This window comes from Pseudomonas floridensis (assembly GCF_002087235.1).
GTDB classification, from domain to species: Bacteria; Pseudomonadota; Gammaproteobacteria; order Pseudomonadales; family Pseudomonadaceae; genus Aquipseudomonas; species Aquipseudomonas floridensis.
This window is the reverse complement of sequence record NZ_MUIO01000060.1, coordinates 1-13,010: the sequence shown is the minus strand read 5'-3', so window position 1 is coordinate 13,010 and position 13,010 is coordinate 1. Positions and strand designations below refer to the sequence as shown.

The window sequence follows — 13,010 nt, the reverse complement described above, 5'->3', positions numbered from 1 at the left end:
CCGATGAATTTCACTGCACACGCCGCAGACCTGGTCATGCAGGACCTGGTCGATTGCCTGCTGGCCGAAGACTTCTTCGGTCGCGACAACCTCAGCCTGCAAGACACCGCGCACTGGCAATCGCGTCATCCGCAAGGCCCCGAACTGATCGAGCAAAGCCCGCAACAGCAAGTCTGGGAGTGGTGCTGCGACGCGGCCGAGCAGCGCTTCATCAGTATCGCGCTGCGCCCCGGCATCACCCAGCAGTGGGAGAAGGTTCCGGGTACGCCGGTGCTGGGTCGTCAGGATCAGCGCTGGACGCAGCTTGCTCCCGAAGACTTCATGAAATGGGTGTTCGCCGGCATGGCGACACGTTTCGCCGATAATGAAAAAGGCCTCGCGCTGTTTCTGGATGTGCTGCGGATCAGCGTCTGGCAGACCGCCCTGTCGCTGGATCACAAGGTCGACGACCGCAACCTGATGGCGCAGGACGGTGCGACCTTCTTCCGTACCATGGAGCAGTGGGCCTCGTTGCGCGACCGGCCTTATCACCCGCTGGCCAAGGCCAAACAGGGACTGGACGAGCAGCAGTACCGCGATTATCAGGCCGAGTTCGCCAAGCCGGTTGCGCTGAACTGGGTGGCCGTCGACAAGACGCTGCTGCAGTGCGGCGAGGGCGTGGGGGATTTGCAGGCGTCTTTCCCGGCGCGCTACCTGCTGCCGGAAGACTTGCAGGCCAGACTTGAGCGGGAGATGCAAACACGCGGTATTGCAGACAGCCATGTGGCGCTGCCGGTGCATCCGTGGCAGTTCGAACACGTGCTGGAAGGCCAGGTGGGTGACGCGATTGCCAGGGGCGATTGCCAACGGCTGGATTTCAACGACGCCTCGGTGTTCGCCACCTCGTCGCTGCGCTCGATGACACCTTGTTTCGACAGCGCCGACTATCTGAAGCTGCCCATGGCGATTTACTCGTTGGGTGCGTCGCGCTACCTGCCAGCGGTCAAGATGATCAACGGCAACCTCAGCGAGGCGCTGTTGCGTCAGGTGGTCGACAAGGACGCGACACTGAGCCGTTCGCTGCACCTGTGTGATGAGCGCAAATGGTGGGCGTTCATGCCCAAGGACGCCAGCCTGTTCGACGAGGGTCCGCGCCACCTTTCCGCAATGGTGCGCTCCTATCCTGAAGCCTTGCTCAACGATCCTGAGTGCCGCCTGCTGCCAATGGCCGCGCTGGGAACGCCGTTGCCGGGCAGCAACCGGCATTTCTTCGATGAGTGGATGACCTGTCGCGATCTGCCACACAACCAGGCCTCGGTGTTGACCCTGTTCCGCGAGTTGAGCCACAGTTTCTTCGACATCAACCTGCGCATGCTGCGGCTCGGCATGCTCGGCGAGGTACACGGGCAAAACGCGGTGTTGGTGTGGAAAGCCGGGCAGGCGCAGGGGCTGTTGCTGCGTGATCATGACTCGCTGCGCATCTTCGTGCCGTGGCTGGAACGCAACGGTATGCAGGATCCGGTCTATCGGATGAAGAAAGGTCACGCCAATACCCTGTACCATGAGCGCCCTGAAGATCTGCTGTTCTGGCTGCAGACGCTGGGAATTGAGGTCAATGTCCGGGCAATCATGGACACCCTGGCCCAGGTCTACGACGTACCGGTCACTGCACTGTGGACGGTATTGCGCGACGTACTGGACAACCTGATCACCACCATTGAATTCGACGAAGAGACCCGCACCATGCTCCGTCATCAATTGTTCGAAGTACCGAACTGGCCACAGAAACTGCTGCTGACACCGATGATCGCGCGGGCAGGCGGTCCAGGCAGCATGCCTTTCGGCAAGGGCGAAGTGGTCAACCCGTTCCACAGGTTGCGACGTGACGTCTGACGGGCCTTTGCATCGTTCCCGGCGCAGTGTTCTGCGCCTGTCGCTGGGGTTACTGATACTGCCTGGAATGACGCTGCCCGGCCTTGCCCGGGCAGCACCGTTGCGGGTGGTCACCCTGTTTCAGGGGGCCTCCGACAGCGCCGTTGCGCTGGGTGTAACCCCGTGCGGCGTGGTGGATTCCTGGAGCGAAAAACCGATGTACCGTTACCTGCGTCCTGCGCTGACCGCGGTGCCTCACGTCGGTCTGGAGACCCAGCCTAGCCTGGAAGATATCGTTCTGCTCAAGCCCGACCTGATCGTCGCGTCACGGTTTCGTCATCAACGCATCGCGCCGCTGCTGGAGCAGATCGCGCCGCTGGTGATGCTGGACGAGGTGTTCGAGTTCAAACGCACCCTGGCAATGATGGGCGCGGCCTTGCATCGTCAGCAACAGGCTGCGGACCTGCTCGCGCAGTGGCAACGCCGGGTCGTGCAACTGCGCGAACAATTACAGGCGAAATTTGCCGGGCGCTGGCCGGTCACCGTGTCGGTGCTCGACATCCGTGAGGACCATATCCGCAGTTACCTGCCAGCCAGTTTCGCAGGCTCGGTACTCAGTGAGCTGGGGTTTGCCTGGACAGCCGCCGCCCGTGAAGCACCGGGTGTTTCCCTTAAACTCAGCAGTAAAGAGAGTTTGCCTGTGGTCGATGCTGACCTGTTCTTCGTCTTCCAGCGCGGTGACAACAAGGCCGCGTTGAACAATTACCAAAAGCTCGTTCAGCACCCGTTCTGGAAACAGCTGCGGGCACCGCAGGATGACGAGGTCTGGCGCGTCGATGCGGTGGCCTGGAGCCTGTCCGGGGGTATTCTGGGTGCCAACCTGATGCTTGACGAGATAGCCCGGGTGGCGCTCGGGAACAGTTCTTCATGAGCCAGGCAGGCAGACTGAGTACCGCTCTGGTGTTGCTCGTGGTATGCATGGGCTTGAGCCTCGCTTCGGGCGCCAGCTGGATTTCACCCGCCAGTCTCATCAGCAGCCTGTGGCAGCCCGACGCGCTGACGGCCAGCCAGCATGTCCTGCTCGACAGTCGGTTGACTCGCACATTGATGGCGCTGGCGGTGGGGGCGAGTCTGGCAGTGGCAGGCGCGCTGATGCAGGCCCTGACGCGCAATCCGCTGGCGTCGCCGGGGCTGTTCGGCATCAATGCGGGTGCAACGTTTTCCATCATTGTCTGCTCGTCGTTGCTGACACTGACCTCGATGAGTCAGTGGTTGTGGTGCGCCTTTCTCGGTGCGGCCGTGGCGGGTTGTCTGGTGTGGGTCATCGGTAACCGGGGGCAGGGCAGCCTCAACCCCTTGCGCATCGTTCTGGCGGGCGCGGCAATCACCGCGTTGTTCACCGCATTCAGTCAGGCACTGTTGGTGGTGAATCAGGACGGCCTGGACACCGTGTTGTTCTGGCTCGCGGGCTCGTTGTCGGAGCGCGATCTGGCCACCGCTGCGCCTTTGCTGGTCGGGGTGGTGCTGGCCCTGATCGCCGCGTTGTTGCTGGCCGGACAGGTGAATGTGCTCAATACCGGCGAAACCATTGCCACGGCATTGGGGCAGCGCACCGGCCTGATTCGCCTGTTGATGAGCATCGTGATCATCGTCCTGGCAGGCAGCGCCGTGGCCTTGGCGGGTAGCATCGGCTTCATCGGTCTGCTGGTGCCGCATATGGTGCGCAAGACGCTGTCCATCGACCATCGCTGGCTGTTACCGGGCTGCGCGGTGCTGGGCGCAACGTTGTTGCTGCTGGCCGACACCCTGTCCCGCGTGGTGATTCTGCCGCAGGAAGTGCCGGTCGGTGTGATGACAGCGCTGTTTGGCGCGCCGTTTTTCATCGCGCTGGCTCGTCGAGGGGCGCGTTATGGATAAGTACCTCACCCTGCGTTATCACGGTTTCTCCCGACGGCTTAGTCTGGCCGGGCTGACGCGACTGCTTCTGGCGCTGGCCTTCACTTTGCTGGTGATGATGGCCTCACTGGCATTGGGCAAGATCAATCTGTCACCGGCCACGCTGCTGGACGTGTTGCTCGGTCGTGCGGACACAAGTCTGGTGTTCATCGTCGAGCAATTGCGCATGCCACGTCTGGCACTGGCGGCGCTGGTGGGAGCGGCGCTTGCGGTGTCCGGGCTGATTCTGCAGAGCATCATCCGCAATCCGCTGGCGTCGCCTGATCTGCTGGGCATCACCAGCGGCGCCAGTGCAGCGGCGGTGACCTACCTGTCGTTCTTCTCGGTCGCGCTTGGCGCGCAGTTTCTGCCACTGGCGGCGATGTCGGGGGCGGCGCTTGCGGCACTGGCGATCTATCTGCTGGCCTGGAACCAGGGTGCGTCGCCGTTGCGGCTGGTACTGATCGGCGTCGGTGTGTCAGCGCTGCTGGCGGCCGTGACCACCTTCATTCTGGTCTTCAGCCCGCTGACCACGACCTTGTCGGCCTACGTCTGGCTGACCGGCAGCGTGTATGGTGCCAGTTGGCCAGAACCGCGTGCGCTGGCAGGCTGGCTGGCGCTGCTGTTGCCGTTGCTGGTGCTGCTTGCCCGGCAGGTCCGGATACAACAACTGGATGATGATCTGGCCCGAGGTATTGGTGCACGAGTGCAGTGGCTGCGCGCCGGCCTGTTGCTGGTCAGCGTTGCGCTGGCGGGACTGGCGGTCGCCTGGGGCGGGGCCATTGCCTTTGTCGGGCTGATTGCGCCGCATATTGCCAAACGTCTGGTGCCGCCTGGCTTTGCCGGACAGGCCCTGATGTCTGCACTGATGGGGGCCAATCTGGTGATGTTGGCCGATCTGGCCGGGCGCACGCTGTTCCTGCCACTGGACCTGCCCGCAGGGATTTTCGTCGCGGTGCTCGGCACACCGTTCTTTCTGTATCTATTGATCAACCAGCGGCATTAAGGAATTTCGGATGGCGTCCATTGCAACCCATGACCTGATCCTGAGCTATCAGGGCCAGATCATCATCGACAGCCTCGACCTGCAATTGCCTCAAGGCCAGGTGACGGTGCTGATCGGCAGCAACGGTTGCGGCAAAAGCACGCTGTTGAAGTCGTTCGCCCGTCTGCTCAAACCACAGCAAGGCTGCGTGGTCCTCAACGGTGATGACATTCATCGCAAGTCCACCGCGACCGTTGCCCGTGAACTGGCGATCCTGCCGCAGATGCCCAGTGCTCCGGAAGGCATCACGGTCCGCCAACTGGTAGCCCTGGGACGTTACCCGTACCAGAACTGGATGCAGCAATGGTCGGCCGAGGATGAAGCGATGGTCGACAAGGCGCTGCTGCAGACCGGCATGCAGGCGCTGGCCGACCGTCCCGTGGATGCATTGTCGGGTGGGCAGCGTCAGCGTGCCTGGATCGCCATGACCCTGGCGCAGAACACCGATATCGTACTGCTCGACGAGCCGACCACGTTTCTCGACCTGGCCCATCAGATCGAAGTGCTGGACCTGCTGCGTGACCTTAATCGTCAGGAAGGCAAAACCATCATCATGGTGCTGCATGACCTGAACCTGGCCTGCCGTTATGCCGATCACATGGTTGCCGTGCACGAACGCACGGCATTCGCGCAAGGACGTCCCGCCGACATTCTGAGCGAGGCGCTGGTCAAGCAGGTGTTCGACCTCAACTGCCGGATCATCGCCGACCCGTTCTTCGGCACGCCGCTGTGCATTCCGTTCGGCAGGGAACTGCCGCAATGAGCGGGTTGCCAGCCTTCAGTGACGCGGAATGGGCGGTACTCGGCGGCGCGCTGCAGTTGCGTGCGGCCGAAGCCCGCGATACGCGCTCGACACTGGCGCGTGCGTTGCTGGACGAGGCGACCTGTGCGCAGATGCTCGATAACGTGGGGCCGGTCATCGGCTCTCCGACACGCGCGATCACCGCGTCGCTGCTGGCCAAGCGTTTTTCGTTTCTTAGCACGGGTGGCTGTCTGTACGCCATGTCGGTGTATGACAAAGGCTTGTTGCTGTCGCTGGACAACAGTGTGGTCGAGTACGCACACGATAACGGGCTGTGGACATCAGCGATGCCCCTGGCGGATTTGGCGCCCATTGGCTACCAGGCAGGTATGCGGGACGACTGGCGAGCCGCCATTGTCAGCGCCTTGTTCGCCGGTTTGCTGAAGCCGCTCTGGGAAACCTTCAATCGGGTCAGCGGTATTTCCCGGCGCATTCTCTGGGAAAACACCGCCGTAAGGGTGTACTCGTTGTATGAGAAGCGCATGGCCAGGATCGAGGATCCGGTGATTCGGGCGCGCTGTGAAGCGGATTTCGACTGGTTGTTGAATCACGCCGAACCGGCATTGTTCGGACTGGATTACAACCCGCTGAAACACTTCAGACGACCGCCAACGCCACTGGAGTCCGGGCAGAGCATCCGCTTTCGGCGCACCTGCTGTTTTTATTACGACGCCAGCAATCCCGTTGAGTACTGCTCGACCTGTCCGCTATTGAGGCCAAAGAAATGTCGATGAACCAGCGAATCGCGCCGCGCCAGCAACATGCCGCGAGCAACGTGCTCGATCAGCTCCAAGGGGTCGCCGCGTCTACCGTTGGCCACCTGACCGAAACCGGCTATCTGCGTGGCATCCGGCCGATGTTTGAGGGCGCACGCATGGTTGGAAACGTTGTGACCGTCAGGGTCGATCTGCCCGATGGCAGTATTTTGCGAGACGCGTTGATCAACAGCGAAGCGGGCGACGTTCTGGTGATTGAATGCGTGGGCGATGGACACTGCGCTTGCTGGGGCGAATTGCGCACCCTGGCCGGATTGATCAAAGGACTGGCTGGCGTGGTCGTTTCAGGCGCAGTTACCGATATCGCCGCTTTACGCCAGCACGGTCTGCCGGTGTTCGGTGGTGAGGTAAGCGCCGTGACCACCCGCAGCCTGGGTGAGAGCGGGGCGCTCAATCAGCCCATCAGCATTGGCGGCGTCACGGTGAAGCCAGGCGACATTGCGATGGGCGACGATGACGGCGTGTTCATTCTGACCGCACAACAGGCGAGCGAACTGCTCCCCGAACTGTTGGGCAAGGAGCAGGCTGACCGCACTCGTCGGGATGAACTGCTCGAAAGGCTGACGGTAAAGCGGATGAATCTGTCGGCACGACCGCGTCTCTAGCACCACCGGGATGCGCACGATCCAGGCAAGCCCTTCCTGTGCGCACCGATGATTCCGGCCTCAGCGAGGATCGTCCATGGATACCTGGGCGATGCCGTCTGCACCCAGGCTGTCCATGATGCCGTTGACCAATTGTGTAATGGTCCACGGTTTGGCGATGAACAGCACGTCATCCTTCAGTTGATCACTGCCCGGCGTACCATGGCCCGACATGACCACCACAGGGATGTGCGCCCACTGCGCGCCCACCGCGTTTGCCAGTGCGATACCGTCCATGCTGCCCGGCATGCGCACGTCGGTCAGCAGCAGCGCGACCCGGTCAGTATGCTGCGTGAGATAGAGCATTGCTTCGTCAGCGTTTTCCACGGCTTTGGTGCGCAGACCGACGTCCGTCTCGAGGATCTCACAAACGAAGTCGCGGATCGTCTGTTCGTCTTCAACGACCAGTACCAGACCTTCGCCTGGAGCTGACTTCCCGTACTGCTCTGATTGAGCCATTTCTCGTTCCCTCAGTCTTGCATTCGCATTTCAAAACACTGCAACGCTGGATTGAATCGTTGCTCATGCTGATATGAGCAAAACAGGGGAGGAAAAATTCATATTTTTCTGAAAATCTGCTGTTCTCATTGTGGGGCGGCGGTGCCGGTCCCGGATTTAGCCTGCAGAGTGGCGGCATCGATCTTGCCGGCACCCGCGGTTTGCGGCACTTGCGTCAGGGCCGTATCGGCGGACATTGGGGTGATCAGGTAATCGAGGTGTTGGCTGAATGCCTGCAGCGCCTCCACATCTTCAGGGCGATAATCGTCGCCGCTGAAATGCTGCTGATTGGGCACGCAGGGTCTGCCGATCGCATTCTGGCACGCGCTGTTCTGAGCATCGGTGCCCGGCGCAAACAGCGCAAATGCCTTACCGGGTTGCTCTGCGTCATAGAAGAACGGGTGCGTTACGTACTCGAAATCGTTGCCTTCCACCAGCAGGTGCGAGTATGGGGTACGAGGCATGATCGCGCCTTGATAGCTCACTTGGGAATACACGTTATTCACTAACTGCACGGTGACGTCGGCGTTGCCCAGGCCGCCCGCATGCGGTCCACGTCCGGACGTGTCGTGCACGTAATTTCTCGCAACGGTCAGCGTGTCAGGATTGCCCAGGAACAGCCATACCCAGTAATGATGGCCGTCGCAGGACGAAGAGTAGGGCGTGCGGCCGTCAAATTCGTTGTCTGAAATCGTGACGTGAGAGGTCGACATCCAGCCGGTCGAGATCATCTGTCTGCCGACACGGGCGAAGGTATTGTTGCTGATCCATACCCCATCGGCATTTTCTATGATGAGCGCATCGCCGGCCCAGACGACTTGCGGATTGATGTCAGACAGCGTCAGGTTACGGACGATAACGTTATGGACCCCACCGCCAATATGCAGCGCTATGCCCCGTATACCGGCTTCACTGCCCACCCCCATCAGCGTTTTGTTCGATCCTACGTTGAGGCGTGTCAAACCTGCGTTGTCATAAGTCACGCTGGTCAATTTTCTCTTGTAACAGAAGCCATTGAAGCCATTGATTGCCAATTGCTCACCGCCGGCGGGACACGGGTTGACCACGCAACCTTCTTCCGTCGTGGTGGCGCGGCCGTTGATCAGTACCGAACCACGAAAATCAAAGCTGTGGTCCAGCTGGATGACGCGCGGCGTGTCGTCCGAACAATGGCCATGCTGGTCGTAACTGCTACACAACGCTTTTCGCAGTTCATCCAGCGTGGTCGGATGTGTGGCCACCACATCACCGCCACCGGTCACGTCCTTGGCAAACCCGTCTGGACGGTCTGCGGCCTGTGATGACTGCGCAATCAACAGCAGCCCGCAGGCCATTATCCATCCAGAAAACAGCAACTCTGACAGTCCCTGTGGGACGGAAACCCGTTTGGTTTTCCAGCGTGCAGGTGATCTCATTCGGCGCGACTCCACGGTTTTGAACAGACGAGCGTCACTTATAGGCTGCATGAAGTGCAGCGATAAGCATTTATGGGGATGACCTGTCGGTGAGGCAGGCGCGCTGAGGTATCAACGAATGACGGGCAAAGATCAAATGACTAATTATTTAATCGGGCGTCTTCGAACTTCCGGTAGAAGCAAGAGGCACGGATACCGCTCTCGACAAAATCGGCGCAAATAAGCGCAAGACGTCAACTGACCAGGGCACGAGCCGTTGCAAGATCGGTGATCAACACATCCAGATAGCCGCCTTTCAGTGCCCCGCGAATCGCGTTGACCTTGCGTTCGCCTCCGGCAAGCCCCACGACGCGCTCGATGTTGAGCAACTGTTCGAGATCGACCGAGACCACCACTTCCTCGCTGTCTTCCAGCACCGGTTTGCCGTCGGCATCGTAGTAACGCAAACAGATATCGCCCACGGCACCGCGCTCGGCCAGCAGTTTCAGCATGGGTTCACCGTGGTAATTGCCGCTGTTGCGCAACAGTTTGGAGGGTTCGAGTTCGCCGATACCCACCAGAGCGACGGTCAGGTTCGAAAAGCGCTCGACGACTTCGCGCACTTCATCGAGCTGCAGGATACGGTGGCGGCTGTCTACTGATTGCTCAATGCTTTGCGAAGGCAGCAGGTAGGAAGGACAGCCCAGCAGCGTCGCCAGTTGCTGGGTCAGCAACGTGGCCTCGAAGGCGCCTTTGTTACCCACTCCGCCCAGAAGCTGAACCACTTCAGTGGCTGCACTTTGCTTGGAGCTGTGCATGTAACCGACCATGGCGCGAATGGTCGAGCTCCAGGAACTGATACCGATCCGGTCCTTTTCGGTCACCGTGGTTTCTATATAGTGCGCGGCGGCCGAGCCGATGGCCTGCTTGAGGGCGTCTTCGTCGTCGCTGGTGGGCTCGACAACGATGACCTGCCGGATGTCGTAACGCTTCTGCAGTTCACGCTCCAGATCCAGGTGGAAATTGAGCGGACGCTGCACCGAAATCTTGACGATCCCTTCCTTCAGCGCGCGGTTGAGTGCCCGACTCACGAATGATTGGGACAAATCCAGTTGCTCCGATATCTGGGACTGCTTCAGTCCGTCCTCGTAATACAGCGAAGCAATCTTTGTCAGGAGCCGCTGCTCCTCAAGCATTCTCATCCAGGATCCAACTTAGCCAATTTGCGGGCACTATGGTGCAATTTGCCGGAACGCAAAAGCAACCCTTTACTTGATCCGGCAGCAGGGCAGGGCTCAGGACATGATCAGACCGCCATCGACGTTGATCGCCTGGCCGGTGATGTAAGCCGCGTCACTGGAAGCCAGAAACGTCACCAGCCCGGCAACGTCACTTGCGGTACCGGCGCGTTTCATCGGAATGCCCGCCACCCATTCGGCCATCAGTTCGCCAGTCCGGTAAGTCTTCTCGGGCGTGGACAGGATCTGCCCCCAAACCCGATCGTTGTATTCCCACATCTCGCTCTCAATGATGCCTGGGCAGAACGCATTGACCGTTATCCCGTGCGGCGCCAGTTCGTGGGCCAGGCTCTGGGTGATGCCGATCACGCCCATTTTGCTGGCCGCGTAGTGAGGCGTGTAAATGAACCCCTGGCGGCCTTGGCCGGAGCTGGTATTGATCAAGCGGCCGCCTTGTCCATCGCTGATCATGTATTTGGCGGCCTCCCTGCAGCATAGCCAGACGCCGGTAGTGTTGACTTGCAACACTCGATCGAAATCGGCGCGGGGCATGCGGTCGAAATGATCGATGGTGATGATCCCGGCGTTCTGCACTGACACGTCGACGCGGCCGAATCGAGCCTGGGCCTGAGCGAACAGATCGATGACCTGCTCTTCGCTGGTGACATCGGCGACGACAGGCAGCACGTTGGCTCCGGTCTGCTCGACGATGCGTCTGGCGGTTTCATTGACGCGCTCGGCGTTGGAGACCATTACCAGATTCGCGCCTTCGGTCGCGAAGCGCTCTGCAATGCCTTCACCGATACCACGACATGCGCCGGTGATGACGACGGTTGATCCCTCGAAGCGTTTGTTATTCATGGTTGTGCTCCTTTTGCGGGTGAGTGTCGGTCGAACCTGCCGTCACCAGCACACGAAACCGCCATCCACCACCAGGTCGATACCGGTGCAGAATGACGCGGCCTGGCTGGACAGGAAGATCGCCGGGCCGACCATTTCGTCGACGCTGGCCATCCTGCCCAATGGCGTGGTTTCTTCGAAAATCCTGACCTGCTCGGCGACCTCGGGTCGCGTGTTCATGGGGGTCGCGGTGTAGCCGGGGCTGATGCTGTTGACCCTGATCCCGCGTTGCGCCCATTCCATCGCCAGGCTTTTCGACAGATGGATGACGCCGGCCTTGGAGGTGTTGTAATGCGCCTGCAGCAGGCCACGGTTGACGATGATTCCGGACATCGACGCAATGTTGATGATCGAACCGCGCTGGCGGGGGAGCATCACCCGTGCCTGCGCCTGGCAACTGAGCAGAATACCGGTGAGGTTGACGTCCAGCATCTGTTGCCAGCGGCTCAGTTCCAGTTCCTCGGCGGCTTGAGCGTTGGCGATGCCAGCGGCATTGACTGCCAGCTCGAGTGTTCCCAGTTCCTGCTCGGTACGCGATACCGCTGCCTCCAGATCAGTCGACGATGTGACTGAGCCCTCCAGTGCAAGGCCTTTACGCCCATGGCGCTGAATGCCCTGAATCGTGCTCGCCATGTCCAGGCTGCCGGGCAGGTCGAAGCAGGCGACATTGGCGCCGGCTTCGGCCAGACCGATGGCGATCGCCTGGCCGATACCACTGCCGGCACCCGTGACGAAGGCGGTTTGTCCACTCAAATCAAACAGACGCATAACTCAGCTCCTAGGCTGTCGCAAGTTCCATTACGGCCACAGGCGTGGCGTGTTCTTTGTCCAGAATGCCCATCTGACGGCCTCGACTCATGACCATGACGCGGCTGGACAGCCCCAGAACCTCGTCCAGGTCAGAACTGACCACGATCACTGCCATGCCGGTGGCGGCCAGTTCGGCGATCACTTCGTAAATGGCGGCGCGGGCACCGACGTCGATACCGCGTGTCGGTTCATCGAGAATGAACACCTTGGGATTGCGGGCGAGCCACTTGGCGATGATGACTTTCTGCTGATTGCCGCCGGACAGGCAGGCAATCGTCTGCTCCGGCTGTCCTTTGACACCCATTCGCCCGACGGCTTGTGTTGCAAATGCGCGTAGTCCTGACGGCGAAACCCACCCCTGGTTGGGCAGCAAATCGGTATTGCCGTAAATCAGGTTTTCTTCGATCGCGTGATCGACGACCACGCCTTGCTGCTTGCGATCTTCCGGAACGAGGACGATCCCGGCCTGAATGGCCTCATGGGGTGACGCGAAACGCTGAGGCTGGTCATCAAGAATCAGGGTGCCGGTAATATGCTCCGCAGCACCTGCGATGGCGCGCACCAGCTCGGTTCTGCCCGCGCCGACGACGCCCGCGATGCCGAACACTTCGCCTTTGTAGACCGAAAAGTCTATATCGTGAAAATCCATTTCCCGGCATTTCAGGTCTTTGACGGTTAACACTACCTTTGACTGGGCAGGTTTCATTACGGGAAATATCCGGTCCACGCTGCGGCCGACCATTTCTGCCACGAGCTGCTTGACCGGTACCTGCGCAGTGGCGTGAACGGCAACCTGCCGACCATCGCGCAGCACCAGTATTCGGTCTGCCACCCTGGCGATCTCATCCAGTCGGTGGCTGATGTAGATGAAGGACACGCCTTCAGCTTTCAGACGCTCCACCTGAGCGAAGAGCTTTTCCGTTTCCTCACCACCCAGCGCGGCCGTTGGCTCATCGAGAATCAACAGGCTTGCCTTGAGTGTCAGGGCCTTGGCAATCTCGACCAGTTGCTGTGCGGCGACACTCAGACCGGCGACCTTCCGGGCCGCCGAGACCTTTAGCCCCAGACGATCCAGTTGTTTTTGCGCTTCGGCTTCCATGAAGGCCCTGTCGACGCG

13 protein-coding genes are annotated in these 13,010 nt (G+C 60.4%); 7 read left to right on the top strand and 6 right to left on the bottom strand.

Annotated features, from left to right (window positions below; all coding sequences use genetic code 11):
• The first annotated feature begins 3 nt into the window (after positions 1-3).
• The 7 genes from BZK31_RS15480 to BZK31_RS15450 are packed head-to-tail and all read left to right on the top strand — an operon-like array spanning position 4 to position 7,014.
• Entirely contained in the window at positions 4-1,872 is a 1,869-nt protein-coding gene (locus tag BZK31_RS15480) for an IucA/IucC family protein (protein ID WP_083183836.1), read from the top strand.
• On the top strand, positions 1,862-2,782 hold the full coding sequence (locus BZK31_RS15475) for an ABC transporter substrate-binding protein (protein ID WP_167377984.1): 921 nt from the start codon (positions 1,862-1,864) through the stop codon (positions 2,780-2,782). Before BZK31_RS15480 ends, BZK31_RS15475 begins: the two co-directional genes overlap by 11 nt.
• Positions 2,779-3,768, top strand: coding sequence for a FecCD family ABC transporter permease (locus BZK31_RS15470; protein ID WP_083183834.1), 990 nt, complete (start codon positions 2,779-2,781; stop codon positions 3,766-3,768). Before BZK31_RS15475 ends, BZK31_RS15470 begins: the two co-directional genes overlap by 4 nt.
• The gene (locus BZK31_RS15465; RefSeq protein WP_083183833.1) at positions 3,761-4,792 is read left to right on the top strand and encodes a FecCD family ABC transporter permease; all 1,032 of its coding nucleotides are present in this window, start codon (positions 3,761-3,763) and stop codon (positions 4,790-4,792) included. The genes BZK31_RS15470 and BZK31_RS15465 overlap by 8 nt, the downstream gene beginning before the upstream one ends.
• Before the next feature lie 10 nt (positions 4,793-4,802).
• Complete coding sequence (locus BZK31_RS15460) at positions 4,803-5,594, top strand: ABC transporter ATP-binding protein (protein WP_083183832.1); 792 nt, start codon at positions 4,803-4,805, stop codon at positions 5,592-5,594.
• Positions 5,591-6,367, top strand: coding sequence for an IucA/IucC family C-terminal-domain containing protein (locus BZK31_RS15455; protein ID WP_083183831.1), 777 nt, complete (start codon positions 5,591-5,593; stop codon positions 6,365-6,367). Before BZK31_RS15460 ends, BZK31_RS15455 begins: the two co-directional genes overlap by 4 nt.
• A complete protein-coding gene (locus BZK31_RS15450; protein ID WP_167377982.1) occupies positions 6,358-7,014 on the top strand; it encodes an RraA family protein in 657 nt (218 codons plus the stop codon). Before BZK31_RS15455 ends, BZK31_RS15450 begins: the two co-directional genes overlap by 10 nt.
• 60 nt (positions 7,015-7,074) lie before the next feature.
• Here the strand turns inward: BZK31_RS15450 and BZK31_RS15445 are convergent, their stop codons facing one another.
• From BZK31_RS15445 to BZK31_RS15420, 6 genes are all read right to left on the bottom strand, one after another.
• Positions 7,075-7,512, bottom strand: a complete 438-nt coding sequence (locus tag BZK31_RS15445; RefSeq protein ID WP_083183829.1) for a response regulator — start codon at positions 7,510-7,512, stop codon at positions 7,075-7,077.
• A gap of 125 nt (positions 7,513-7,637) precedes the next feature.
• The gene (locus BZK31_RS15440) at positions 7,638-8,885 is read right to left on the bottom strand and encodes a pectate lyase family protein (RefSeq protein WP_083183828.1); all 1,248 of its coding nucleotides are present in this window, start codon (positions 8,883-8,885) and stop codon (positions 7,638-7,640) included.
• Positions 8,886-9,199: 314 nt separating this feature from the next.
• Positions 9,200-10,147 (bottom strand): sugar-binding transcriptional regulator, encoded by a 948-nt coding sequence (locus BZK31_RS15435; protein ID WP_083183827.1) that lies wholly within the window; start codon positions 10,145-10,147, stop codon positions 9,200-9,202.
• A gap of 93 nt (positions 10,148-10,240) precedes the next feature.
• Positions 10,241-11,044, bottom strand: a complete 804-nt coding sequence (locus BZK31_RS15430) for an SDR family oxidoreductase (RefSeq protein WP_083183826.1) — start codon at positions 11,042-11,044, stop codon at positions 10,241-10,243.
• 42 nt (positions 11,045-11,086) lie between these two features.
• Entirely contained in the window at positions 11,087-11,851 is a 765-nt protein-coding gene (locus BZK31_RS15425; RefSeq protein ID WP_083183825.1) for an SDR family oxidoreductase, read from the bottom strand.
• Between the two features lie 10 nt (positions 11,852-11,861).
• A partial coding sequence (locus tag BZK31_RS15420) for a sugar ABC transporter ATP-binding protein (protein ID WP_083183824.1) occupies positions 11,862-13,010 on the bottom strand: 1,149 nt, incomplete at its 5' end.